The following is a 25,764-nucleotide window of genomic DNA, read 5'->3' on the forward strand; positions in this document are numbered from 1 at the left end:
GGACTTCATTTTCGTGGTCGGAACAACACGACATGCTCCCACGCAAGCGGAAATCCCGCGAAAGAAAATTTTTTCGTGCGACTTCGCTTTCGTGGGCGGAAAAACGTGACGCGTTCCCACGCAAACGCAAACCCCGCGAAAGAAAAATTTTTTTCACGGGACTTTATTTGCGCGGGCGGGAGAGCGTGACTCATTCCTGCGCCTTCATGACCCGCAACTGATTCGCCAGTTCGATCATCTCGCGCACCGAGAGTGTCTCGGGGCGGCGCTGCAGATCGATGCCGGCCACCACCGCAGGCACAGGCGCGGGCAGGAATTTGTTCAGGCTGCGGCGCAGGGTTTTTCGCCGCTGGTGGAAAACCGTCCTGACCACTTCCAGATAAAAGGCCTCCTCCGCAATCGGCAAGGGCGGCGGTTGCATGCGCCACTGCACCACCGCGGATTCGACCTCCGGTTTCGGCCGGAAGACGTGGCCGGAAAGCGTGAAGAGCAACGCGGCGCGGGCGTAGGTCTGGCACACCACGGAAAGAATGCCATAGGTTTTGCTGCCCGGTTGCGCCACGAGGCGCTCGGCCACTTCCCGCTGCAGCGTCAGCGTCACGTCCCTGATCAAATGGCGCTGGGCAAAGGCGGTGAAGACAATATGGCTGGTGATGTGATAGGGAATGTTGCCGACCAGCCGAATGCCGCCTTCAGGAAACAATTGCTGCAAATCGACCTGGCGGAAATCCGCATGCAGCAGGCTGAAGTTCGGGAATGCTGCAAACTGTTGGCGCAGGCCGGGCAGCAGCCGCTCATCGATTTCGATGGCGCAACAGCGGCAACCCAGCGGCACGAGATGGCGGGTCAGCGCGCCCAATCCGGGCCCGATTTCGACGATGACATCGGCGGGCTGCGGCGCGAGCGCGCGCACGATCTTGCGGGCGACGTTGTCGTCAATCAGGAAATTCTGCCCGAGCGAGCGGCGCGGTTGAAAGCCGGGTGGCGGGTTCATCATGCTGGCAGGTGGTTTTCTTTTGCGGTGGCGGCGTGACGACCGGCGGGCGTGCGCCGGGCCGGACGGTTTGTTTCAGGGCAGCCCGAAAAGCTGCGCAGCGTTCCGCGTGGTTTGCCGGCAGATTTCGGCGACGGAGAGATGGTGAAGCTCCGCGAGTTTTTCGGCAGTGTGAATCATGAAAGCCGGTTCATTGCGCCGGCCGCGCTGCGGCACCGGCGCCAGGAAGGGACAGTCGGTTTCGAGCAGCAGGCGCGTCAGCGGCACGGCGCGGGCGACCTCCGGCAGCGCGGATTTGCGATAGGTGAGGTTGCCGGTGAAGGAGACATGACAGCCCAGGGCGAGCACCTGGCGGGCGTACTCCTCGTTTTCGGAGAAGCAATGAAACACACCCCGCAGCTCGCGCACGCCGGCTTGGCTGAGCGCGTGGAGAATCGCGCCGCCGGCCATGCGGTTGTGAATGATCACGGGTTTGCCGGTTTCCCGTGCGAGCTGCAGTTGCCGCACGAAGGCGCGCTGCTGCACTTCGGCCGGCACGCGCTGCCAGTGGAAGTCCATGCCGATTTCGCCGATCGCCACAACTTTGGGATGCTGCGCCAGCCGCGCGATTTCGACGAAATCGTCATCGCCGGCCGCGCCGCAATCGTTGGGATGAAAACCGACGGCGGCGAAGAGACCGGCATGCTTTTCCGCGAGTGCCAGACTTTGCCGGCTGGAAGCCAGGTCGGTGGACACCACGATGATTGTCTCCACCCCCGCCTGCTGCGCGCGCGCAATCACCGCTTCGCGATCAGCATCGAATTGTTCGAGCTGGAGATGGGCGTGGGTGTCGATGAGCCGGTTGGGCGGGGCCGTATCTGTGGTCACTCCAGGCATCGCAGTCCTTTTCTCACGATGTTGCCGCGGGCGGCAACACCTGCAAGATCGTTTGCATGTCAGTGAAAGTTCGCACCGGCACCGCACCCTGTTCAAGCAGGGCCACATTGCCGGCCGCGTATTCGTCCGGTTTTTGGAATGCCACCACGAAGAGCGGTTTGCCGGCTTTCCGCGTCCGTTCGGCCGTGTCCATGGTGCCGGATTTCACGCCGCATTCGACCACCAGCACCGCCCGGGCCAGACCGACGATGAGGCGATTGCGCGCCATGGCCGCGCCGGCCGTCCAAGTCATGGTCGGAAAATATTCCGAAAGAATCACGCCGTGCTTTTTCAAATAGTCGACCGATTCGAAGCCCGCTTCGCGCAGGCGAAAATGATTGATGCCGTGACTCAGGATCATGATCGTGCGGCCGCCACCCTGCAGGGCGCCGAGATGGCCGGCGGTGTCGATGCCTTTCGCATAGCCGCTCACCACCGTCACGCCGGCAGCGGCGAGGCGCCGGCCAAAGCCTGCCGCGATTTCGAGACCGCGCGCCGAGGCCTCCCGTGAGCCGACGATGGCAACGGCACGGACATCCTGCCCGGAAAATTTGCCGCAGAGCGAGATCACCGGCGGCGGATCGGGAAGCTGGCGCAGCATGTCAGGATAATCTTCGTGCCACAGGGTGGTGAAATGGACGCCCTGATCCTGCAGGGTGCAAAGCAGTTGCTCGACTTGCTCGCGCCGCCCGGCAAGCATCGGCATTTGCCCGGCCAGCTTGCGCGGAAATCTGGGGAGGGCGAGTAATTGGTCGGGCGTGGCCTGCATGGCGGCCCGCGGCGAGCCGAAGTGCTCGATGAGTTTCAAGTAGGTGCGTGCGCCGAGGCCCTCCAGGCTTTGCAGCAGCAGCCAGTCGCACAGATCGTTATCCGGTCTCATTGCAGCTCATTCTGTTGATGAAACCCGGCGTGGACTTCCTGTCTGCCGGCATGTCTCATTTCGCCACATGGCTGGTTTTGGTCAGCGTCAGGGCGTACACTTTGCTGGCGCCGGCCTTTTTCAAGACGCGCGCGCATTCGTCGATGGTCGCGCCGGAGTCATAAATGTCGTCGATCAACAGCAGGCGCTGGCCGGCCACGCTGGATGCATGCACGGCAAAGGCGCCGGCGACGTTGCGGCGTTTTTGCGCCAGCGTCACCATTTCCTTTTGCGGGCGCGTCGCGCGGGTTTTGCGCAATTGAAAGCCTGCACGCAGGCCGAGCCGCTGGCGCAGCCGTTCCGCAAAAAGAATCACCGGCGCATACGATTTTTCACCCCGGGAGGACGGCACGCAAACAATCGCGTCGACCTCCCGGAGCTGCGGCTGCCCGGTGAGTTTTTGCAGCGCCCGTTCCAGCAGCCAGTCGACCTGCGCCTGCTCGCCCTGATACTTGAACGCATAGACGCGCGCGCCCACTTCGGTGTGGAGATGCACGCCGTTTTGCATGACGGTGTGAAACGCCAGCGCCATCCCGCCATCGAGATCGGGGCCGGAGAGTTCGGGTGTTTCCCGGCGCTGTAAATATGCCTCGATGGCAGTTTTTTGCTTCGCCGGGGAGGAAGGTTTTGTCCTGCAGGCCGGATTGCAGTGATCGCAACTTCCGCAACGATCTTTCTCGCTCACCGCCTCGCCAAAATAGCGGCGCAGCACCATCCCGCGGCAATCCGGTGTCAGGGCATACAGCAGCATCTGTTCCAGGCGGCGCTGCTTTTGCCTTGCCCAATCATGCATGCCGAGCTGGGTTTCGGTGAGCGCGGCCAGCCCGGCTGCCGGCCGCAGACATTCCACCAGCCAGCAATCTTCCGTGCCGAAAAAATGCAGCTCGCCGCGCCACTGCGCGTCGTAAAGCTGTGTCATCCACTCCACCGGTGACACCTGCTGCGCCCCGCAAAACTCACGGGTGTCGATCACGCTGCCGGCTCTCCGGAGCGTGTTGGTGAATGCCGAATCTTTCTGTACGGTGACTTTTATCTCCCGGCAAATGTTGGGATGCTGCCGGATGAAGCCGAGTCGCTGCAAATGACTGAGGCCGACCGCGAGCCTGGTGTTGTCCAGGCCGGTTTGCCATTCCAGCTCCGCCGGCGCGAGCCAGCGAAATTTCCCCACTGCCGGCATGGCCTCCAACGCACACAGGAGTTTCGACAAGTCGGTTTTCGTGAGCAGGCTTTCCTTGATGAACCACTCCTGCAAGCCGCGATCCTCCTCCCAGTAGAGCAGCACGCAGTGCGCCGGCAGGCCGTCACGGCCGGCGCGCCCCGCCTCCTGATAGTATGCCTCGAGGCTGCCCGGGATGCTGAAGTGGATGACAAAGCGAATGTCGCGTTTGTCGATGCCGAGACCGAAAGCATTGGTGGCTGCCACCACGCGCAGGCCTGCCGGGCTGTCGTCAAAAAATCTTTCCTGCACGAGTCGACGCTCCGCATCGCTGCGGCCGGCATGATAGAAATCGGCGGCCACGCCCAAATTTTGCAAAAAGACGGCCACCTCCCGGGCCTCGCGCTTTCTGGCCGCGTAGATGATGCCCTTGCCGACAAATCCCTCCAGCCAGGCCGCCAGCGCGCGAAATTTGTCACTTTCCGAATCGACACGCTGCACGCAAAAATGCAAATTGGGACGCGCCACACTGCCGGTGAATTTTTCCACGCGCGCCAGCCCGAGTTGCTGCAAAATGTCCGCTTCGACCTCCGGGGTGGCGGTGGCGGTGAAGAGCGCGACCGCCGGCGGTTGCAGCAGGCGCAGCGTCTCCTGCAGCGCGAGATACGACGGCCGGAAATCATGGCCCCACTGCGAAATGCAATGCGCTTCATCAATCACGAACAGACTCAACCGGCAGCGCGCCAGCTCGGCGGTAAAGGCACGGCTGCGAAAACGCTCCGGCGCAACATAGAGCAGTTTGACGCCGCCGTCCGTGACGCGTGCCATTTCACAGCGCTGCCCGGCGAGCGACAGCGAGCTGTTGATGAACGCCACCTGGGTGAAGCCGCGGCGCTGCAGTTGATCGACCTGATCCTTCATCAGGGAAATGAGCGGGGAGACCACCACCGTCAACCCCTCCTGCAGGAGCGCCGGCAGTTGGTAGCACAGTGACTTGCCGTGGCCGGTGGGCAGCACTGCCAGCAGCGAGCGGCGCGCCAGCAGCGCGCTGATGATGGCCTCCTGCTGCGGCTTGAAATCGGTGTAGCCGAAATGCTCTTGCAAGGCCTGGCGCAATGCCGTCTGTTGCGCCGGCATGGGAGCCGGTGGTTGCAGGCGCTGATCGATCGCGTCCAGCAGGTTTTTCAAGTTTTCGATCATCGGTTTCTATCCGCCCCTTGTGTTGGTCGGGATGCCCCTGATTTTTCATTTGAATCATTGCAAAATGGCAGGGATTTGATGGTTCAACAAGCCCAACGCATGGAGGCTGAGGCTCTTCGTTGGCATGTTGTCTTTCGTTTGTGGCGCGTGCGCGCGCTGGGCGTGCCCTCGAATTGGGTGGCAGGAACCATGCGAAATCCCGCCGCCTGTTTTGGGTGCCGGCTGGCGCAATCCTTCAACAAGCGGAATAGCACAGGCATCGCTGCGCCACGTCCCCGCACGGAACTGCAGCATTACGGGCCGGCGCTGCTCCCGCGGACTGCCTCCCAGCCTGCGGGCTGCAGCAAAAATCGCTGCCGCGGCGCGGTGTGCCTGGTTTGCACATTCGTCCCCATCGGAACGCGCGCGTGCCAATGCAATTGCCCGCCCGTGACGCCCGGGCATGATCAGAGAACTTTGGTGACCCGCAACCAGTTGTTGCGTGCGGCATTCACTTCATTGATGGCCGCCGGTGAGCCCATCACCACCACCAGGCCGTTGTCTTTCACGGCCGCCAGCACCTCGGCGAAGGCGCGGAAGTCCCTTGCGGTGGTGTCGAGCACCTGATCGCGTATGCGCTGACGCAACTCGTCGGTATCGCCGAGCAAATGGCGGATCATGGCGGTATAGCCCTTGGCATCCGGCAGTTGGTAGGCATCGAGATCGCCAATGGTGCCGATGATGCTTTTGGTCAATTCCTGCGGCGGCAGCGAAACCTGCGCAAGAAACTCGCCGGCCCGGTCATAGTTCTCGATCGTCGCGAGCAGATTGGGGTCGCGATACGAGAGAAAACTGAACACGCCGGAATGCCGCCCGAAGCTGCAGAAGCCGCCGTAGGCGCCACCCTGCATGCGCACGCGCTCCCACAGCCAGGTGGTGCGCAGGAAGTTGGTGATCACCAGAACCGAGCCGTGAAACGCATAGCCGAGACGATAGAGATTCGCGGCCTTGCCGACATAATTGACCTGCGCGGGAATGGTCAGGCCTTCGAAGCCATGGTTGAGCCGGGGCGACCAATCAACCGGTGTTGCCTGCGCTTGCGGCAGGCTGTCGAGAAAGGCATACAATCCCGGCTCGCACGCACGCCAGTCCTTTTCCTCGAGCGTGAGGTTGCACAACATGCCGTTGCGATTCACCAGCCGGCGCCGTATTTCCTCCAGGCGGGCCAGCACCGCCGGCCAGTTGGCATCGACCTCCTGCGCAAGCTGGCGCAGGAAGAACAGGTAGTTCACTCCGTCCATCTCTTCGTTGGCCCAGCCGGCTTCATTGAAACAGGCCTGCAGACGCGAGCCGACCACCCTGTGCCCGGCGGGCACCAGGCCGGCTTCCTGGCCGGCCTTTTCGTCCAGCACCATTTGCCGGAAGCGCTCCTGGTTGTCCAGGCGCACGGTGAGCAGCACATCGCGCAGGATGGCGAGCAGATCATCCCACTGCGCACGCATGGCTTTGCCGCGCAGGAACAGCCAGGACAGGCTGCCGGACTGATGCTGGCGCATTGAGATGAAGGAAGTGGCGCGTATGCCGCCGGTTTTGCAGCCGATGCGCTGCAGCAGTTTGACGAAATCCGCCTGCTCGGTGCCCATCTCCAGCAGGGCACGGCTGAACAGGGAGACGTAGGGCAGCAGGTGCGGCGGCAGCAGGTGGAGATTGAAGCCGAGATCGAAATAGATGATGCCGTTGGTGAACAGCTCATGATAGAGCACCGGGGTGCCGTGATAGGCGAGCGTGACCTGGGGAATCGTGCGAATCTTGCGGTCGAGGTCCTCCCGCTGCAAGACGGGCAGTTTGGCCAGCTCTTCGGGCGGGTCGGGGGTTTCCTGGCGGCGTTTGAGTTCGGCGGCCTGTGCGATGATGCCTTCCATCTCGGCCGCGGACAGTTGCGCCTGGATTGCCGCCAGACGCTCCCGCTCCGCCGCTTCCTCCTGCTCTGCCAGCCCCGCTTGCGGTTGCAGCAGCACGGTGCTGCGGTGGGCATTGTCGAGCAAATGGCGTTGCACCAGCTCCTCGAAGAAGCGCGGATGGGCGGCGAGTTTGGCCTTGATCGCCGCCAGCGGGGCTTCGAAACCGAGCGGCGCGAGCGGGTCGCCGTCATAAAGCCAGGTGGTCAGCGCGCTCAACATCACCACCAGCCCGCGGGGATAGGAGCCGGTGTTTTTTTCGCGCAGATGGAACTCGATGGTGTTGAGCGCGGCCGCGATGGTGCCGGAATCGAAGCCCTCGCGCACCAGGCGTTGCAGCGTGGCCAGGATCAGTTCCTCCACCTTGTCGGCATCGGCGGGGGCGATGCCTTTCAAACCGGTGGAGAAGTACATCTCACGCAGCTCGGCCTCCAGGCCGGCGCCGGCAATATCCTCACCGAGGCCGGAATCGATCAGCGCCTTGTACAACGGTGCCGCGGGCGTGCCGATCAGCGCATGGGCAAGAATGCTGAGCGCCAGCGTGGTTTCCGGATCTTTGTTGTCGGTGAGCAGCCAGTTCACCGTCACCATGCCTTTGCGGCCGGTGCCGGTTTCCTGCCCGGCATCATAGACATGCACCGCGCGCCGCGGCGCCTGCCAGCGCGCCGGCGGCGGGATTTCCGAAGCGACGGGTTTGTACTCGAAGTCCTTGAGATATTCATTTATCAGGCGCAGGCGCTCGGGCGTGGGGTCATCGCCATAGAAAAAAATGCGCGCGTTGGAGGGATGATAGTAGGTTTCATGAAAGGCCTTGAACTGCGCGTAGGTCAGCGCGGGAATGTGGCGCGGATGGCCGCCGGAATCCAGGCCGTAGACATGGCCGGGAAAAAGCGACTGCTGCGTGTACTCTGCCAACAGGCGCTCGGGCGAGGCATAGCTGCCCTTCATTTCATTGAAGACCACGCCCTTGTAGTGCAGCGTGCCGTTTTCCACTTCATAGTGCCAGCCCTCCTGCTGCAGCGTCTGTGGCGGAATGAGCGGATAAAAAACCGCATCAAGATAAACTTCGATGAGATTGTAGAAGTCCTTTAAATTCTGGCTCGCCACCGGATAGCAGGTTTTGTCGGGATAGGTGAAGGCATTGAGGAAGGTATTGAGCGAGCCCTTTACCAGTTCGACGAACGGCTCTTTCACGCGATATTTGCGCGAGCCGCACAGCACGGCATGCTCCAGGATGTGGGCGACGCCGGTGGCATCCGGCGGCGGGGTGCGAAAGGTGATGCCGAAGACTTTGTTCTCATCGTCATTTTCGAGCGCGAGCAATTGCGCGCCGGTTTTGACATGGCGGAACAGCAGGGCGCGTGATTTCAATTCGGGAATCTCCTGTTCCCGCAGCAACTCGAAGCCATGCATCGTGGTCATGCTTTCCTCTTGTGAAAAGGGACGGCGAATATTCGACTGGTCGAAAACGGAGGCCGCCGCAGCCGGGGCAGGCGATGCCGGCGCGGCACACCACCGGCCGGTTAATCTAACAAGTTTCCGGCAAATTCCAAGCGTGGTGAAGAGGATGGAAATATCCGAAAGTAGCCCCGGCAGCCGTTTTACATTTGTCGGAAAAAGCGCGGCGAATTTTCGCGACCTTGCGAAAGCGGCGCCATGCGGCGGCCGCGCATGCCTCCCACCAAACTTTTGTTAATTCGACGACACCCCGCCAGCGCCGGGCCTCATCCGCCCGGCGATTTTCCGGCATGACGTTTGTCCCACGCCGGCAGCGACGGACTCGGTTTTATCCGGAGAGCGAAAAATGCTGAAGACGGTGCAGCCGGTGCGTGAGAACACTGCCTCAGGGCCGCAGGTGCCACGCCGAAAAATTCCCCCGGAAGCGCGACGCCTGCTCCGCGCCCCCGCCCAACTCGGCTTGCGGGCGCGCTGGTGGTGGCGCTTGCGGTATGATTCCCAGTTCCTGCGGCGGCACTTGCAAATTGCCTTTGCCGCGCTGGTCATTTGGATCGGCGTGGAATTCGTGCTCTTCGTGCGCTGGCTGGAAAGCGGCGGTGTGGGGCCGGCGCCGGAACGACCACCCGGAGTGGAAGGCTTCCTGCCGTTGAGCGGTTTGATCTCGCTCAAACACTGGTGGCTCACCGGCAGCGTCAATCTGATTCATCCGGCGGCGCTGTTCATCCTGCTTGCCATTCTCACGCTGGGCGTGCTGTTGCAGAAATCATTCTGTGGCTGGCTCTGCCCGATTGGCCTGCTCTCCGAACTGCACTGGAAGCTGGGCCGCCGGCTGTTCGGCGGCAATCTGCGCGTGCCGAAGTGGCTGGACTGGCCGCTGCGCGCGCTCAAATACCTGCTGCTCGGTTTCTTTCTTTATGCCATTTTTTGGCAGATGGATTTGCCCGCGCTCACCGCCTTCATCAACAGCCCCTACAATCAAGTGGCGGATATCAAGATGCTCTATTTTTTCGAGCATATTGACCGCACGACGTTGCGGATCATCGGGGTGATCGCGCTGCTGTCACTGCCCGTCAAAAATTTTTGGTGCCGCTATTTGTGCCCCTACGGCGCGCTGCTCGGTGCCGGCAGTCTGCTCAGTCCGGTCAAAATCACCCGCAATCCGGAACGCTGCATTGATTGCAGCCTGTGCACCAAAGCCTGCCCGGCGAACATCAAAGTCCATCAGGTGAAGCGCGTGTATTCCGACGAGTGCATGGCCTGCCTGGCCTGCGCCCGCGTGTGCCCGGTGAAAGACACGCTCGATTTGTGCACCATTGTGCGCGGGCAGCGGGTGCCGGCCCCGGTGCTGGCCGCGCTGATCACAGGCCTGTTCGTTGCCGTCACCGGCGCCGCCATGCTGGCCGGCCTCTGGCAAAACTCGATCAGTCACACAGAATATTTGCGGCACCTGCCGCGCATCGAGTCCTACGGACATCCGGGAAGGTAGTGGGCCCGCTTCCCCCGACCCAACTCCCCGGGCGGGAAAAGTGCGTGACGACAAGCCGCTGTTGGTGTGCGCACGCCCGCGGACATCGAATCCTCTGCCCGCCCGCCTTCAATCAGCTTTTCCCATTTGAACCGGTCAAGACCACGCTGCGGCATGCGCTGCAGCCCGGTGAGGAGTTTGCGGTCACCTGCGGTGCAGTGGAAACATGATTTGCCCTCCCGTCCTCTGTCCGATTCTCCCGCGAAAACGAACTCCCACGAAAAAAGCCAAGGCGTGGGAGGTCACTTTGCAGTGCCTGAAATTTGCATCCAGATTGATCTCCTCCGCGAGGGACGCTGCTTTGATCGCGACAGCCAGCCACCCAAGGGGTGGTATATAAAAAATTTTGCGGGCAACGTTGCTGTTAACTCCGGTAGGAGTGAACTGTTTTTTAAGTGAAGCGGCATCTCGCATTTCCCAAAACTCCGTCAGGAGTGACCTGCCTGGCCCTCCTTGAAAAGACCGCGCCAGATCATGGGAAATTTGACAGGCCACTCCTGACGGAGTTTTGTGGGCACGCCATCCCTTTCGGGCAACAGCAAGCCAACATGCAAAATTCAGGAAACAACAGGGTGTTTCCGGCAAGGTCGCCGGGCCTGCCGGCCAACATGCCTCCCCAACACCAAGTTTTTCCCGAGAAGAAATTTGACAAACGAGGCCGGTTTTCGTATCTTTGCCGCCGTTCTGGCGCCCGCACCGCCGTTTTCCTTACTGCTTTTCATTCAACAGAAAAAGGGTTGCTCATGGCAAAGATAGACATGGTGATGCCGCAAATGGGCGAGAGCATCGCCGAAGGCACGATCCTCAAGTGGCTCAAGAACGTCGGCGACAAAGTCGAGCGCGACGAAACCATTCTTGAAATCAGCACCGACAAAGTCGATTCGGAAATACCCGCACCCGCCGCGGGGGTGCTCACGAAAATTCTCGTGGAAGAGGGCAAAACCGTGGCGGTGGGCACCCCCATCGCTGTGATCGAGACCGATGTCACTGCCGCCGCCGAGGGCAATGGCAGGGCGGCACAACCCGCGGCAGCGGCACCGGCCACGCCGGCGGCAGCAGTGACCGCAGAAGCGCCGGTCTCCGTGCCCGCAGCCGGCGGCGAAGTGATGCGTGAAGGCAGGCGCTTTTATTCGCCGCTGGTGCGCGAGATCGCCAGACAGGAAAACCTCACGATGGCGGAATTGGAGGCGATTCCCGGCTCCGGAGAGGGCGGTCGCGTCACCAAGAGGGACATACTCGCTTATCTGGAACAGCGCAAGGCCAGGCCTGCGGCACCCGCACCGCCTGCTGCGGTCACGCCCGCGAAACCTGCAGCGCCGGCCCCCGCCCCTGTCGTGGTGACCGCGAAACCGGCGGCGCCGGTGGCGGCTCCCGCGCCGGTCACGCTGCCTCAGGATCAGGAGCGCGTCGAGATCGTGCCGATGGACAACATGCGCCGCCGCATCGCCGAGCACATGGTGATGAGCAAGCAAACCTCGCCGCATGTGTATTCGGTTTCGGTGTGCGATCTCACCCGCATCGTGAAGTATCGCGAGCGCGTCAAAAACGAATTCGAGCAGCGCGAAGGCACCAAGCTCACCTACACACCCTTCTTCCTGGCGGCCTGCGTGCGTGCCATCCGGGAATTTCCATTGATCAATGCCAGCATCGAGGGTACCAACATCATCATCAAGAAGGCGATCAATCTCGGGGTGGCGGTGGCGCTGGACAACGGCCTGATCGTGCCGGTGATCAAGAACGCCGATGCGCTCAACCTGGTGGGGCTGGCGCGCGCCACCAACGACCTCGCGCAGCGCGCCCGCCACAAACAATTGAAACCCGATGAAGTGCAGGGCGGCACCTTCAGCGTCACCAACATGGGCAGCTTCGGCAACCTGTTCGGCATCCCGGTGATCAACCAGCCGCAGGTCGCGATTCTCGGCATCGGTGCGATTCGCAAAACGCCGGTGGTGGTCGGTGACGGCATCGCCATTCGCGACATCGTCTACCTGTCGCTCTCTTATGATCACCGCCTGATCGACGGCGCCTATGGCGGGCAATTCCTGCAGCGCATCGTCGAACATCTGGAAGCATTCGAGCTGCCGCAATGAGCACCGTTCTCCCCCTTCTCGACTCCGGCATGCGCCCGCCGCTGCGGGTGACGCCGCGACCGGCATGGCTGAAGGTCAAAATCCCGGGTGGCGAAGGCTATCACGAGATCAAGCAGCTCGTTGACCGGCACCGCCTGCACACGGTCTGTGAAGAGGCGCGCTGCCCGAACATCGCGGAGTGCTGGAGCCGGCGCAGTGCGACGTTCATGATTCTCGGCGACATCTGCACGCGCAGTTGCGGTTTTTGTGCGGTGAAGACCGGCCGGCCCGCCGGGCTGGACTGGGATGAGCCGCGCCGGGTCGCCGAAGCCGTGGCATGCCTCAATCTGCGCCATGCCGTCATCACCTCGGTCAATCGCGACGAATTGCCCGACGGCGGCGCCGCCCTGTTCGCGGCCACCATTCGCGCGGTGCGCGCCCGCGTGCCCGGCTGCAGCATCGAGGTGTTGATTCCCGATTTCAAGGGCAATCAGGCCGCGCTGCACACCGTGCTGGAGGCCGGGCCCGAGATTCTCAATCACAATGTCGAAACCATTGCGCGGTTGTATCGCCGCGTGCGGCCGCAGGCGAATTACCGCCAGTCGCTGGAATTGTTGCAGCGCGCAAAAAAAGCGGGCGCCGTGACCAAATCAGGTTTCATGCTCGGCCTGGGCGAGACCCTCGCGGAGGCCAAAGCCCTGCTGGTGGATTTGCACGCCACCGGGCTGGACATCGCGACCATTGGCCAATATTTGCAGCCCACCCCCGCTCATGTGCCGGTCGCGCGTTTTGTGCCGCCGGCAGAGTTCCAGGAGTTGAAGGAATACGGCCTGGCGCTCGGCCTGCGCCATGTGGAGTCCGGGCCGCTGGTGCGCAGCTCGTATCATGCCGATGAACAAGCGCAGCCGGTGAGAGCTCGCTGAACCGATTCTCGCGATGGCGAAAGGGGAGGTGACCATGTCAGAACAAAGGGGAGAGATTCCCGCCGTGTGACGCTTGCGGCGGCGGGCGCGCGGGCAGAAGTCGCGTGGATTTGCCTGCGGGTTGTGGTGTGCGGGAAGCCGACGCGGTGCCAGCTTGCCGTCCAGATACAAGTCAGGCCGGCCGGCACTGCAAAATCATCTTCACGGATGGTGATGGCTTTTCCTGTGTCATTGTCCATGCCCGGCCGGGCATTCACTACAACGTTAAGTTGGCCCCTCCACCTCCAAATGCCATTCTGTAAGAATTTTTGAGTGCTTGGGATAATGTCAGAATAAGTTTCAATCCCAGTCCTGAGGAAGATTTTTGCGGAATGACAGTTTTGCGTTGTGGAGTGGATTTGAACGCAACGTTGTATGGATGGATTCCCTGTGCGCAGTTGCCTTCAGGCACCAACCCTGAAGGGGCTGCTGCGACAGTCATTCGCCAGGCTGTTTCGTGACGGCAAAGGACTGGGCTGTGGCACGCTGTCGCCGGGCAGGCCTGCGGCGGGCGGGATGATGACCGTGTGAGTTGGCGCCATTCAGCGCAGCCGGCCGCTATTCGAATGTATAGTTGCTCACCGTCCAGCGGCCGTCGGCGAGGGTGGTGTTGATGAGAATGTCGCGCTGCATCTTGCCGCTCCCCTGGCGCGGCTCGATGGTGATTTGAAAAACGAACGAGACGTGCCGGGCATCATCATCGGTGCGCGCCATCATTTCATAGTCCAGGAACGGCTTCAAGCGGTGAAACTCTTGTTCGCCCTCCTCGAAGACCCGCGCGCCACCCTTGAGTGATTCGATCTCGCGGCGCAGCTTGTCGGCCGCCAGACCGCTGGCAATTTCCAGCGCGTGGGTTTGGTTGAGTTCGATGAGATAGCGATAGCAGAAAGCCTCGGCAATCTCGCGGGGATCATTGCCCGGCCCGCAGGCAGCCAGCAGTATCGCGAGGCCGGCCCAGACGGGCCACATTTTTTTTCGCATTTTTCCCTCGGCGTTGCGACCAGCGTTTTTTGATTTTGCCCACTACATGACCGCCACAAGCCCGGGCCGCCGCAGGCAATTACGCTCCAGGCGTTGTCAGTGACTGGCCGTTGCGCCGGCCAAAATAGGGCGGCAGGCCGGGAATGTCAAGCGAAAACCTGCTTGACATTCCAGCAGACAGGGCTTATATTGGCCGACCTTTTGAGCCCCACAAGAACGCAATGGAGGTCAATGTGAAAAAATTCATCTTTGCCGGTGTGGCCATTCCTGCCATGATATTCGCGGGTTTTCTGCTGCTGCCGCAACAGGGCGTGGTGCAGAGCGCGGTGATTCCGGTGTCGGGCATGACGTGTGAGGGTTGCGCCGCGAAGATCACGCAGGCGCTCGAGAAACTCAACGGTGTCAAGGCGGTGGCAGTGAGCCTCGCCAAACGGCAAGCCAGCGTGCAATTCGACGCGGCAGTGATTTCGGAAGCCGCGATCGCGGCGGCGATTACGAAGCTGGGTTATCAGATCGGGACTGCCGGTGCCGGGACGCCGCCGGCCGGCTGTGAAAGCGAGGGCAAGGAGGCCAGTGGCGGATGCTGCACCGCCAAAGCCAGGCCCTCCAGTACCTGATGCGTGACACAAGTTGTTGATGAATTGGAGCCCCGCCTCGAAAGAACGCTGTGCTGTTGGCAGCGGGGATGAAGTGGCGGGGCTTCGTTTTGAATGGATGCCGCGGTTATCTTTTTGACCATGCGACTGAAACTCGTGGCCAGCCTGCTGATCAGCGTGCTCTTCACCTGTCTCGCTTTTCGTGGAATCGATTTTGCGGTGATGTGGCGCACGCTGCGACAGGCCAACTATTGGCTGTTGGCGCCGACCGTGCTGCTGATGTATGTCAGTTTGTGTTTGCGCGCCGTGCGCTGGGGCTATTTCATGAAGCCGATCAGGACGGTGGCGGTCAGGCAGTTGTTCGCAGCGATGATGATCGGCTACTATGGCAACAATGTCTTCCCTTTTCGCCTGGGGGAGGTGTTGCGGGCCTACGCGATCGGCAAGTCCGCGGGCGTGTCGCGCATGGCCTCCTTCGCAACCATCTTTGTCGAGCGCATCGTGGATGTCATTTCCCTGCTGCTGCTGCTGGGGGTCTCGCTGTTGTTTCACGATTATCCCGCCTGGATCGAACGCGGTGGCGCGCTGCTGCTCGCCGTCACGGTGGTTTGCACCGTGTTCATTGTTTTCCTGATGGAGCGCACCGAAAAGACGCTCGCTTTCGTCACCCGGCTCATGCGCTTTTTCCCAGTGAAGGTGCAGGCGGCCGTGCGCGGGCTGCTCGCCTCGTTTCTCGAGGGTTTTGGCGTGTTCAAACGAACAGAGCATTATTGGTCGGTGGTGTGGCAGTCGCTCGCCATTTGGCTGTGTTATGCCGCGATCGTGTTCGTGACGCTCGAGGCTTTCGATCTTAACCGCCAATATCAAATGCCGCCCGGTGCCAGTCTGGTGATTTTGGTGATGACCAGTATTGCGATCATGGTACCGGCCGCCCCCGGCTACGTCGGTTCGTTTCACTGGGTCTGCCAGCAGGCGCTGGTGCTCTTTGGGGTCTCCGCCAGTGAGTCGCTCGGGTTCGCCGTGGTCTCCCACGTGGTGAATTTCATTCCGATTACGCTGCTGGGCTTTTACTACTACTATCGCCAGCATTTGCATCTGCACGAAGCGGTTGCCCGGACCCCACTCGATCCCGTCGCTCCCGACAACGCCATGCCGCCCTGCCAGCCGGCAACCCACAATGCGGATCGCCAGCCGCAGTTCGAAGAGAATGTAACCCGAACGTGACATGTTTTTTGCCGATCAATCCCGCCCTGTTGTGCTGGTCACACTTGCCATCTTTTTGCAGGTGCTGCTGGCGGCGCTGGACACCACCATCGTCAGTACGGCCATGCCCACCGTGGTCGCCGCACTTGGCGGGTTGCACTTGTATAGCAGCGTGTTTTCGGTCTACATGATTGCCAGCACCATCGCCACCCCCATCGCCGGCAAGCTCTCCGATCAATTCAACCGCAAGCGGATGTATCTCGCGAGCCTCTTCGCTTTTTTGGTGACTTCGATGCTGTGCGGCGCGGCGCCCGGCATGATTTGGCTCATTGTCGGCCGCGCCCTGCAGGGTCTGGCCGGCGGCACCATGTTCGCCATTTCCCTGAGCCTGGTCGCCGTGCTCTATGCCCCACATGAACGCGGCCGGATTCAGGGCATCATCAGTTCATTGTGGGCGATCGCCAGCATGATCGGCCCGCCACTCGGCGGCTACGTGGTGCAGCATCTTTCCTGGCGCTGGGCTTTTTATCTCAATCTGCCGGTTGGCATCCTGGCGATGGTCTTCGTCCATCGTTTTTTGCGCGAACCCGCCCTCGCAGGCAAGCAGACTACCATCGATTATGCCGGCGCCGCCCTGCTCACCACCGTGGTGGCAGGCGTGATGGTGGTGTCGAACAACCTGCAGGTTTTCTCCCGCCTGGCGTTGCTGTTGGTTGGCGCGCTGCTGGTGTTGCTGCTGCTCGTGCTTCTGCACATAGAACGGCGTGCAGCCGCACCCATCCTGCCACTCGCCTTGTTGCGCCAGCGCGAGATAGCGGCCGCCAATCTCACCACGTTCCTCACCAGTGTCTGTACTTTCGGCTTCATAGTCTTTGCTCCGCTGTTTGTGCAGGGCGTGTTGTCGGGCACTGCCACGCAGGCGGGATTGGTGCTGATTCCGCTCAGCATTGGCTGGGGCGGCGGGAGTTTCCTCTCCGCGCACTTTTTGAACCGGCTGGGTTACCGGCCGGTGGCCGTGCTGGGTGCGGTGCTCATGCTCATCGGCTTCGGCTACCTGAACTTCACCACCCACATGCCCGCGTTGGCCGGGATCGCTGCGGTCGGTTGTTTGATCGGGATCGGCATGGGGTTGGCCACCAATGTCGTCACCGTGGCGGTGCAGAACAGTGCGCCATCGGAACATCTCGGCGCCGCCACCTCGTCAACGATTTTCGCGCGTGCGCTCGGCGGCGCGCTCGGGGTCAGCATTCTGGGCGCGATTCTGGCCGGCCGCGTGGCGGCGTTGCTTGGTGACACGACGGCCGGTGGCGTCAATGACGGGCTGGCGGAGATTCGCACCCTGTTGTTGCCGGAAACGCGCGCCCAGCTTCCGCCGCAAGCATATGCACATTTGCAGCTCGGCCTGGCGGCGGGCCTGCACGCTGTGTTCGCTGCTTGTGCGGTGCTGACGCTGGCGGCCTTCTTCGTGAGCTTGCGCGTTTCGACGCAACGGCCGTACACAGACAGCAAGACCCTCCCGGCAACTGTTCGCTGATCGGCATCATGCGAGTTCTGCTCCTTTTCATCGATGGCCTCGGCCTCGGCGAGCGCGACCCGCAAAAAAATCCACTGGCGCGCTATGCCTCGCGCTGGCTGCAAATCTTTACCGATGAGCCCGCAACGCGGCTGCCCGGCGGTGGCATCGTCGTGCCCACGCATGTCGATATGGGCATAGCCGGCCTGCCGCAAAGCGCCACCGGGCAGACCGCACTGTTTACCGGCCGCAATGCCGCCGCCGCAGTGGGCCACCACGTTTCCGGGCTGCCCACACCAACCCTGCGCCGCCTGCTGGACGAAGCGAGTCTCTTCAAAACGGTGGCCGCGCAGGGCAGGCGCGGCGTGTTTGCCAATGCCCTTTCACACGAATACTTCGAGCGCCGGGGCGAGCATATCTCCGCCAGCACGCGGGCATTGCTCGCCGGTGGTTTTCCCTGGCTGAGCCAGGAGGACCTGTGCGCCGGCCGCGCTGTGTCGCACGATCTCACCAACCAATTCCTGCGCGAGCTGGGTGCTCACGTGCCGCTGCGCACGCCCGCCGAAAGCGCGCGCATTCTCGCCACTCTCGCCCAGCAAAATGATTTCACCCTGTTTGAATTCTTCCTGACCGATGTGGTGGGCCACAGCCGCGACTTCGAAGAGGCCCGGCGGGTGGTCGAACATCTGGACGTGCTGCTGGAGACGGTGCTCGCCACCATCGATCCCGCCGAAACGATTGTCGCGCTCACCAGCGATCATGGCAACTTCGAAGATCTCTCCGTGAAAACACACACCCTGAATCTCGTGCCCACCATCTTTTGGCACGTCCCCCCCGCGTTTCCCCTGCCCGCCACGCTGCGTATCGAGGCCATCGCCCCGCTGTTGTGCGAGTTGCTCGCCCTGTGATGGCGGCCGTGCGGCTCATTGCCTTGATGATCCAGCATGCAAAAAAATATGATCTCTGTAAATCAGGGCTTGACTTATTGTATGTCATTTTTATATTCTACATCCCTTTTCAAGTATTGCTTTGACAAAAAACGGCACCCCCCGCCGTTGTCGTTGGTCCCGGCAAGACGGGTCGGGAATCGTTCTTGCGATTTTCAACTTTCAACTTTGAACACTCTGCAATAATCCAGGATCGAATTGCCGGCCTTGACATTCCAGGAACCAAGCCGCTGATCAAGCCCGGCTGTTGCCGCAAAAGGATCACACAAGTTGCCATAAATGCCTTGTTCGCTGCAATGGCAAAAATATTGCGCGACTCCAATATGTGGCCGTTGGCACGATCGCTCAATCAGCCTGATGAATTTTGCCCGCAGCTCACGGGTCAACGACCCGTGCTTCAAAGGGTCACGCGGCCGCATGGAACCCCGGTAATGGGCACGATCGGCTCTCAAAACGGTTTGCGGCAGGTTCATACCTCATGCAATCACCATCAACGCAATAAAAATTGCCGGATTTGTTCAACCAATTTCCAGTAAATTATCTGTCCGAAAACACTGCCGTTCCGCTGTCTCTTGTTGAATCGAAGCGCTCTTCGATGTGACACGTCCCCTTGAGAGGCAGTGAGGTGGCTTTTTTAGCTCTGCACAGGTACCCCGTAAATTTCCTCTGTCTTTGTCTTTGTTTTTTTCTGATTCTGATTCATTCTGAGCGAGTGCACTGTTGCTTTGATTGTACCAGCCCTGTCCCGGCATGTCATTCTGCAAGGATGCCATCGCAGGGATTTGCTTTTCAAGGGAACAGACCATTCGACAGTCCCGGCGAGTAATTTTTAATTTATATATCAAAGAGGAGGAAACATTTATGCGATACCGGCTGTTGTGGATGTGGGGCTTGTTTTGTGCCCAATTGCTGTTCGCACAGCCAGCCACCAATTCCGATCCGCCACCGAATGACGGAGGGATGGCTGCCGGTGAAGATGGCGAAGAGCGGGATATAAAGACGGAGGCCAGAAAGCTGGCGGAAGCGGCTGCGGCAGTGGCGCGAGGGGAGGCCGTCTACCGGCGTGCCTGTGAGGCGTGTCACGGCGCGAATGGGGATGGCAATGGGCCGGCTGCGAGAGCCTTGGATCCCCGTCCCCGGGATTTTACCCGGGGTTCGTTCAAGTTCCGCTCCACCCCGACAGGTAATCTGCCCACTGATGACGATCTCTTCAAATCCATCTCCGCGGGAATTCCCCGCACTGCCATGCCCGCGTGGAGAGGCCTGCTGACCGAGCGGGAACGTTGGGATGTCATTGCCTACCTCAAAACCTTTTCCGACAAATTTGAAAAATGGGGAGCGGGTGAGCCCCTCACCATACCCGCCGAACCCCAGGCCACGCAAGAGAGCATATTTGAAGGCAGGCAAATCTTCAAGATCATGGAGTGCTGGGCTTGCCATGGGCAGAAGGGGCGTGGCGATGGACCCTCGGCGTCAACCCTCAAGGATGATTGGGGCCATCGCATCAAGCCGTTCGATTTTACCATTGGCAGCTACAAGGCCGGCAGCGAAAACGCCGATGTCTACAAAACGTTCAACACGGGGTTGAACGGCACCCCGATGCCCTCCTATCACGATGACTTCCTTTATCCCAGAGAGGGTGTGGATGATTTCTCCCGCTATCAGAAATACTATTCTCAGGAAGAAATCAACGAGCTGGCCGGTTACATGAAAACACTGCCGAGCGCCACGGAGCTGGAAGCGATGTCGGAAGCGGATCGCGAGGCGCTGGCGAACAAGCGGCGTTGGGCGTTGGTACATTTCGTCAAGTCGCTCTCGCGCAAGAAGGGCCTTTTTCACACCCTCTTCCTGGAAAACACGGACCAAACTCGCTGAGGTGGGTGCACCATGAAACTGCTGAATTTTCCCGCTGTCGCCCTCGCTTGTGCCATTGCGGTTGCGATGGTCTCGTGCGCCGGGGATGGCAGCACCTTGGATCGTTTTGGCAATCCGCTCGGCCCTCCCAAAATACTGATCAGTCCCAGCCCCATCAACATCTCCGTGGACAAGGGCAAAGTCGCCAACCTTGAGCTGACCATCAAAAATGTCGGCGGTTTTGACTTGACCATTACGCAGATCGAAGCAGAAGCGGCGTGGATACGCGTCGAGCCGCTGGCCGCTGCGATCAAACTGGCCGCCGGGGATTCGGTGTTGTTGCCGGTAGCCATCGGTCAAACCAGTCTGAATGCCGGCACCTTTTTCGGAGGCATCAGGGTTTCCAGCAATGACGAGGAAACCCCGGTTTTCAATCTTGCGATCACCCTGAATATCACAGAGGAAGTTTTGCCTTTCGAGCCGACGCTGGCAAACATCCAGCGCTTCGTCTTCAGCCCCATCTGTGTGGAATGTCATTCCGGCGCGAAAGCCCCGAAAGGGTTGAAATTGGAAGCAGACGATGCCTATAAAAGCCTGGTGAATGTGCCGAGCGTCGAGAAACCCGAGTATTTGCGCGTGAAACCGTTCGACCCGGACAACAGCTACCTCGTGAGAAAGCTCGAGGGGGGCCCGGACATCGCGGACAAGCGCATGCCTTTGGACCGGCCGCCCCTGCCGCGTGAACAGATTCGGGTCATTCGGCGGTGGATTGCGGGCGGGGCACTAAAGGAATGAAAGGGGCGAGGAAGTGCAGGGAGGATCGAGGCAACGGCAGCCCCTCAACTATGAGGAAGGCGTTGGGTGCGAGTTCGGTGAACCCCGCAACGCCGTGTTCATAATGCGGGTTGACCGCCGCGTCAGGTGCTTCAAGCAAAGTGCCGGCACCATGACCGGGGGTTGGCTGGACTCGTGCAAAGCAGATGGTTCAATCGGGAGCAGCAAAATGCAAAAAAAAACTCTCTCGCCTGCCGGTATCCCCCTCATGCTCCTGACCTGGCTTTGGGCATGCACAACCGCGTTCGCCGAGCCCTATCTGGCGGTGCGCACGGGCTTCAAGTGCAGCCAATGCCATGTCAATATGAGCGGCGGTGGCAAGCGCACGGAGTTTGGGGTGATCTACACCCAGACTTTTTTGCCCTGGAAGCAAGTTCGAACCCAGTCGCAAAAATCCTTTTTCAACGGCCACGTCAATGATCAGATTTCCTTCGGGATGAATCTGCGCGTGGTCAACCAGACCACCTTCGGCGTCGACCGGCCGCGGCGGTCTTACCAGCGCGACAATTCCCTGGACATCACCGAAGGCAATCTCTATCTGCAAATGGAGGTCATCAAGGATTTGTTGAGTATTTACCTGGACGAAACGATCACGCCCGGCAGTGCCAGCAACCGGGAATCGTTCGTCCTGGTCAAAAATCTACCGTTGAACGCCTACCTGAAAGCCGGGCGCTTGTTGTTGCCCTACGGCTTGCGTCTGTTGGATGATGATTCTTTCATCCGGCAGAAAACCGGCTTCAACTATGACAATCAGGATTTGGGTGCGGAGATTGGCTTCGAGCCCGGCCCCTTCTCCCTGAGTGTCGCCGGCAGCAACGGCACCCAGGGTGGTGCGGAGGTCAATTTGGATAAACAGTTCTCCGCCGTGGGTTCGGTGGTGTTGCGGCACCTGCGCGTCGGCGGCTCGTTTTCGAGGAATCGCGTGGCGCAGACGCTCACTTATACCTACGGTGGTTTCGCCGGACTCAATGTCGGCCGCTTTACCCTGCTGGGCGAGGCGGACATCATTGAAGAGCGGGTCAAAGGTCAGGAGAAGAACCGTGAGAAATTCGGCGATCAACTCGCCGCCTTTGCGGAATTGGATTTCCTGCTGACACAGGGAATCAATCTCAAAACCGCCTATGACTTTTATGATCCCCGCAGAAAACTGAAGGAGGACGAGCGCAACCGCCTCACCGTCGGCCTGGAAGCGTTTCTCACCCAGTTTCTCCAGTTTCGCGGACTCTACCGCTTCGCGGAGAGCGTGCCGCAGAAGCCGCGCGAGCGGGAAGATCAGTTGATTCTGGAAATTCACGCCTTTTTCTAAACGCCCGCGGCGTACTGCACGGCAGTTTGGCTGACCCAATTACGGAGGAATGCGGTTATGAAAAAAGCAGTCTGGTTATGTGGCGCGATCACCGTGCTGGTTTTCTGGCTGGCTTGTGAGGGACCCGAGGGGCCACAAGGCCCGGAGGGCACGAGCGCGCCTTTCATTACGCTCGAGCCCGCAACGCTCAAAGTCAAAGTGGGGGATACGGTGGCACTGAAAGCAACGACCTCGGACCGCCAGGAAACCTACACCTGGGCCACCACCGACGAAAACGTTGCCGCGGTGAACAATGGCCAGGTGACCGGCGTCAGCGAGGGATTGGCCTTTATCACAGTCAAGGGAGACAAGAGCAAGGCTTCCGCCTTTGCCAGCGTCACGGTGACCAGGGCGCTGGCCACGGAAATCAGCTTCAGCCAGCATATTCTGCCGCTCTTCACGTCGCCCAATGCCTGGTATCCCGGCTCGGAAGCCTGCACCTCGTGTCATTTTGCCATCAATGATGAATCCGCGCATCAGATGGATTTGAATAGCTGGGAGGGGCTCATGAAAGGCGCGGATTCCGCGGGGGATCCGCCGGGCGAGTCCCTGTTGGGTGAAAGCAGACCCGGTGCCGGGGATTTCAACTGGGAAAAAAGCAAGCTGCGGGCACGCCTGCGCGACAACCGCATGCCCCAGATGCCCGGTTGGAATTTTCAGCGGGACGAAGCCAATCGCAACGGCCCCGATCTGGAATTTGTCAACGGTCATGCCCGGGTGATCAAACCTCATCGCTACACCAGTTGGGACAACGAAGACAACGTTCCGAACGCTTTGAGCCTGATCGCAGCGTGGGTGAACGCTGGCGCGCCCGACACCGCAACATTCACTTATTTCGGGGTCAATACGCTGGACTTTGAAACCGACGTGCTCCCGCTTTTCACCCAGCACGACATCTGGTTCCCGGGAGCACAAGCCTGCGGCGGGTGTCACTTTGCCAACTCCGTGCATTCGGCGCATGAGATGGACCTGACCACCTACCAGGGTATTCGTAAAGGCGCTGATCCTATTGGCGAGCCCCCGGGCGAATCCATCCTGGGCGAGAGCGCGCCGTTTGCAGGCGACTTCAATTGGAACAAGAGCGAATTGCGCCATCGTCTCCGAGACAACCGCATGCCACCCCCCGCATGGCCTTTCCTGCTCGATGAATCCAATCGCGACGGACCTCTGATCACTCATCCCGTCACCGGGCTTCCTGTTCGCGCTGTCGATTTGATCGGCGAATGGGTCCATGCCGGTGCCAAGAACAATTAGTGCTGCCCCAATATCTTTTCAACCCCAATCGCGCAGGGGTTTCCATACTCGTCAAGTTTGGAATTTGAGTTTCGGAGTGCAAAGCGGAAGCTTTGCACTCCGGCTCAAAAAAACAGCGGCTGTAAAATTCCGGGTAGTATCACCTGAATTTTGCATGTTGGCTTGCTGTTGCCCGGAAGAAATGGTGTGTTCACAGAACTCCGTCAGGAGTGGCGTCTAGAATTTCTCATGTTCTAACCCGGTTTTTTGAGCCGGGCCAAGCAGGTTACTCCTGACTGAGTTTTGGGAAATGCGATACGCCGCTTCACTCAAAACAGTTCACTCCTGCCGGAGTTGACAGCACGTTGGCCCGCAAAATTTTTTATGCACCACCTCTTGGGTGGTTGGCCGTCGCGATCCAAGCGGCGTTTCTCGCGAAGCAGGCCAATCTGGGTGCAAAATTCTGGTACCAATTGGGGGATTCCGGGGATTTTGTGACAACGGCCGAGCTGTTGTGCGGGCAGGCGTTGCAAAGTCGGTGATTTGGGCCGGACACTCATCAAGAAGCGTCGTGCCGCTGGTGTGGCAGCAGCGGGGCATGTCACTCGGCTGCCGCAACTTTAAAAACGCGAGGGAGGTGGTTGACAATATATTCTTTGGGTAGTAACATTGTTTAACCGGGTGATGACCGGCAGTGGCGGGCGGGGATTGGGTTGCCCCAGGAGCAAACAGCCACCTTCAAGCCGGGCTCACGATGACTGCCGCAGAAAGTTGTGCGGTTTTGTTGGGAACAGGGGAGGCCAGGCGGAGCGTCCTCGCAGGGGAATCAAAAGCACACTTCCATGGCACGGTGGTGTTTTTCCGGCACAGATGAAAATGCTTTCTCGCAGACGGCCGCGATTGCCGGTATAGAAGACGCTGTGCTGGTTGGTTGTGCAACCATGATGAGGAGTATCATGACCATGCTTCCCGTAAAAATCTGTGGGATCACCCGGATGGAAGATGCCCTGCTCGCGGTCGAGCTGGGAGCCGCCGCCATCGGGTTCGTCTTCTATCCCAAAAGCTCGCGCTGCACGGATGCGGAAACGGCGCATCATATCGGCCGGCAATTGCCCAGCAGTGTCGCGCGGGTGGGGGTGTTCGTCAATCCGGATCCGGAGACGCTGCACTTCACCGCGGAAGTTGCCGGGCTGACCCACATCCAACTGCACGGTGACGAAAGCCCGTATCTCTGCCGGCACTCGCCGCTGCCGGTGATCAAGAACATGCGCGCGGCCGCGGTTGTGTCCGCCGGTGAATTGCGCAACTTTCCCGCCGCGGCTTTTCTGGTGGATGGCAGCAAGCCCGGCGAGCTGGGTGGGGTGAGTGGCCGCAGCGATTGGGAGTTTTGCGCCAAACTGCGGGAAAGCAAATTCACCGTGCTGGCGGGTGGTCTTTCGGCAGACAACGTCGCGGCAGCGGTTCGTGTGGCCCAGCCCGATGCCATCGATCTTTCCAGCGCGGTGGAAAGCCGTGCGGGCGTGAAAGATCCGGCCAAGCTGCGGCAGTTCTTCACCGCGGTCCGCAAGCTCGACTACAGTGACAGTCGTTTGCCCAGGGGATTTCTTTCACTCATCTGATGCCATTTTGTGATGCAACCATGAAGTTCCCCTCTGCCTGCGGTTTGCTGCTCCTGATCGCCATGGTTTTTCCAGCCAGCGCCCCACAAGCTCAGACTCGTTTTGGTTTGCGCGGAGGATTTTATCTCGATCATGACGCGTTGTTCGTGGGTGCGCAGCTCACCCACCCGGTGGCGCCGCGCTGGCACGCCGTGCCCAATCTTGAACTGGTTCTGGTGGAACGCGGCTCGTTGTTCACGATCAATGGTGATTTCCATCATCGCTTTCGCACGCGCCGGAGCCCGTATTGGCATGCCGGCGGCGGTCTGGGCATCAGCCACCGTTCCTATCGCGATTTCAATGACACCGACATCGGCCTGAACGGCATCTTCGGAGCCGAGTTTGGCCGCGGCAAAACATTGCCGTTCGCGTTCGTCAAACTGTTGCTGTTTGCCGAAAGCGAGTTGGTGATCGGCGGGGGCGTCACTTTTTGAGCGCCCTGTCACCCCAGTGAGCCGGTTTTCT

20 protein-coding genes are annotated in these 25,764 nt (G+C 60.3%); 13 read left to right on the top strand and 7 right to left on the bottom strand.

Annotation, left to right across the window (positions count from 1 at the left end; all coding sequences use genetic code 11):
• Positions 1-190: 190 nt before the first annotated feature.
• The 5 genes from rsmA to ONB52_07680 all read right to left on the bottom strand — a co-directional run bounded on the left by rsmA (position 191) and on the right by ONB52_07680 (position 8,543).
• The gene (gene rsmA / locus ONB52_07660; protein ID MDZ7416024.1) at positions 191-997 is read right to left on the bottom strand and encodes a 16S rRNA (adenine(1518)-N(6)/adenine(1519)-N(6))-dimethyltransferase RsmA; all 807 of its coding nucleotides are present in this window, start codon (positions 995-997) and stop codon (positions 191-193) included.
• A 72-nt stretch (positions 998-1,069) separates the two neighbouring features.
• Entirely contained in the window at positions 1,070-1,861 is a 792-nt protein-coding gene (locus tag ONB52_07665; GenBank protein MDZ7416025.1) for a TatD family hydrolase, read from the bottom strand.
• Positions 1,862-1,883: 22 nt separating this feature from the next.
• Positions 1,884-2,789 carry a DNA-protecting protein DprA gene (locus tag ONB52_07670; GenBank protein MDZ7416026.1) on the bottom strand — a complete coding sequence of 302 codons (906 nt, stop codon included), beginning with the start codon at positions 2,787-2,789 and terminating at the stop codon, positions 1,884-1,886.
• A gap of 55 nt (positions 2,790-2,844) precedes the next feature.
• Positions 2,845-5,184, bottom strand: coding sequence for a RecQ family ATP-dependent DNA helicase (locus tag ONB52_07675; GenBank protein MDZ7416027.1), 2,340 nt, complete (start codon positions 5,182-5,184; stop codon positions 2,845-2,847).
• Positions 5,185-5,630: 446 nt separating this feature from the next.
• Positions 5,631-8,543 carry an insulinase family protein gene (locus tag ONB52_07680; protein MDZ7416028.1) on the bottom strand — a complete coding sequence of 971 codons (2,913 nt, stop codon included), beginning with the start codon at positions 8,541-8,543 and terminating at the stop codon, positions 5,631-5,633.
• Between the two features lie 382 nt (positions 8,544-8,925).
• Here ONB52_07680 and ONB52_07685 point away from each other — a divergent pair, with 382 nt between their 5' ends.
• From ONB52_07685 to lipA, 3 genes are all read left to right on the top strand, one after another.
• On the top strand, positions 8,926-10,065 hold the full coding sequence (locus ONB52_07685; GenBank protein ID MDZ7416029.1) for a 4Fe-4S binding protein: 1,140 nt from the start codon (positions 8,926-8,928) through the stop codon (positions 10,063-10,065).
• A gap of 782 nt (positions 10,066-10,847) precedes the next feature.
• Positions 10,848-12,194, top strand: a complete 1,347-nt coding sequence (locus ONB52_07690) for a 2-oxo acid dehydrogenase subunit E2 (protein MDZ7416030.1) — start codon at positions 10,848-10,850, stop codon at positions 12,192-12,194.
• Positions 12,191-13,096: a lipoyl synthase gene (gene lipA / locus ONB52_07695; GenBank protein ID MDZ7416031.1), complete on the top strand. Its 906-nt coding sequence runs from the start codon at positions 12,191-12,193 to the stop codon at positions 13,094-13,096. The genes ONB52_07690 and lipA overlap by 4 nt, the downstream gene beginning before the upstream one ends.
• Before the next feature lie 597 nt (positions 13,097-13,693).
• On the opposite strand, the gene ONB52_07700 is transcribed toward lipA, so the two are convergent.
• Positions 13,694-14,116 (bottom strand): hypothetical protein, encoded by a 423-nt coding sequence (locus tag ONB52_07700; protein ID MDZ7416032.1) that lies wholly within the window; start codon positions 14,114-14,116, stop codon positions 13,694-13,696.
• A gap of 233 nt (positions 14,117-14,349) precedes the next feature.
• On the opposite strand from ONB52_07700, the gene ONB52_07705 reads away from it, so the two are divergent.
• The 4 genes from ONB52_07705 (at position 14,350) to ONB52_07720 (ending at position 18,336) form a co-directional block, all read left to right on the top strand.
• Entirely contained in the window at positions 14,350-14,733 is a 384-nt protein-coding gene (locus tag ONB52_07705; GenBank protein ID MDZ7416033.1) for a heavy-metal-associated domain-containing protein, read from the top strand.
• Between the two features lie 120 nt (positions 14,734-14,853).
• Positions 14,854-15,936: a flippase-like domain-containing protein gene (locus ONB52_07710; GenBank protein MDZ7416034.1), complete on the top strand. Its 1,083-nt coding sequence runs from the start codon at positions 14,854-14,856 to the stop codon at positions 15,934-15,936.
• 1 nt (position 15,937) lies between these two features.
• Entirely contained in the window at positions 15,938-17,449 is a 1,512-nt protein-coding gene (locus tag ONB52_07715; GenBank protein MDZ7416035.1) for an MFS transporter, read from the top strand.
• Positions 17,450-17,457: 8 nt separating this feature from the next.
• On the top strand, positions 17,458-18,336 hold the full coding sequence (locus ONB52_07720; GenBank protein ID MDZ7416036.1) for a hypothetical protein: 879 nt from the start codon (positions 17,458-17,460) through the stop codon (positions 18,334-18,336).
• Positions 18,337-18,530: 194 nt separating this feature from the next.
• Here the strand turns inward: ONB52_07720 and ONB52_07725 are convergent, their stop codons facing one another.
• Complete coding sequence (locus ONB52_07725; protein MDZ7416037.1) at positions 18,531-18,848, bottom strand: hypothetical protein; 318 nt, start codon at positions 18,846-18,848, stop codon at positions 18,531-18,533.
• A 388-nt stretch (positions 18,849-19,236) separates the two neighbouring features.
• On the opposite strand from ONB52_07725, the gene ONB52_07730 reads away from it, so the two are divergent.
• The 6 genes from ONB52_07730 (at position 19,237) to ONB52_07755 (ending at position 25,733) form a co-directional block, all read left to right on the top strand.
• On the top strand, positions 19,237-20,250 hold the full coding sequence (locus ONB52_07730) for a c-type cytochrome (protein ID MDZ7416038.1): 1,014 nt from the start codon (positions 19,237-19,239) through the stop codon (positions 20,248-20,250).
• 12 nt (positions 20,251-20,262) lie between these two features.
• Positions 20,263-21,024, top strand: a complete 762-nt coding sequence (locus ONB52_07735) for a hypothetical protein (protein ID MDZ7416039.1) — start codon at positions 20,263-20,265, stop codon at positions 21,022-21,024.
• A 208-nt stretch (positions 21,025-21,232) separates the two neighbouring features.
• Positions 21,233-22,369, top strand: a complete 1,137-nt coding sequence (locus ONB52_07740; GenBank protein ID MDZ7416040.1) for a hypothetical protein — start codon at positions 21,233-21,235, stop codon at positions 22,367-22,369.
• Between the two features lie 57 nt (positions 22,370-22,426).
• Positions 22,427-23,662 carry a hypothetical protein gene (locus ONB52_07745; protein MDZ7416041.1) on the top strand — a complete coding sequence of 412 codons (1,236 nt, stop codon included), beginning with the start codon at positions 22,427-22,429 and terminating at the stop codon, positions 23,660-23,662.
• Positions 23,663-24,597: 935 nt separating this feature from the next.
• Complete coding sequence (locus ONB52_07750) at positions 24,598-25,260, top strand: phosphoribosylanthranilate isomerase (protein MDZ7416042.1); 663 nt, start codon at positions 24,598-24,600, stop codon at positions 25,258-25,260.
• Between the two features lie 20 nt (positions 25,261-25,280).
• Positions 25,281-25,733 carry a hypothetical protein gene (locus ONB52_07755; protein MDZ7416043.1) on the top strand — a complete coding sequence of 151 codons (453 nt, stop codon included), beginning with the start codon at positions 25,281-25,283 and terminating at the stop codon, positions 25,731-25,733.
• Positions 25,734-25,764 lie beyond the last annotated feature (31 nt).

The organism is candidate division KSB1 bacterium, from assembly GCA_034506255.1.
In the GTDB taxonomy this organism is placed as follows: Bacteria; Zhuqueibacterota; Zhuqueibacteria; order Zhuqueibacterales; family Zhuqueibacteraceae; genus Coneutiohabitans; species Coneutiohabitans thermophilus.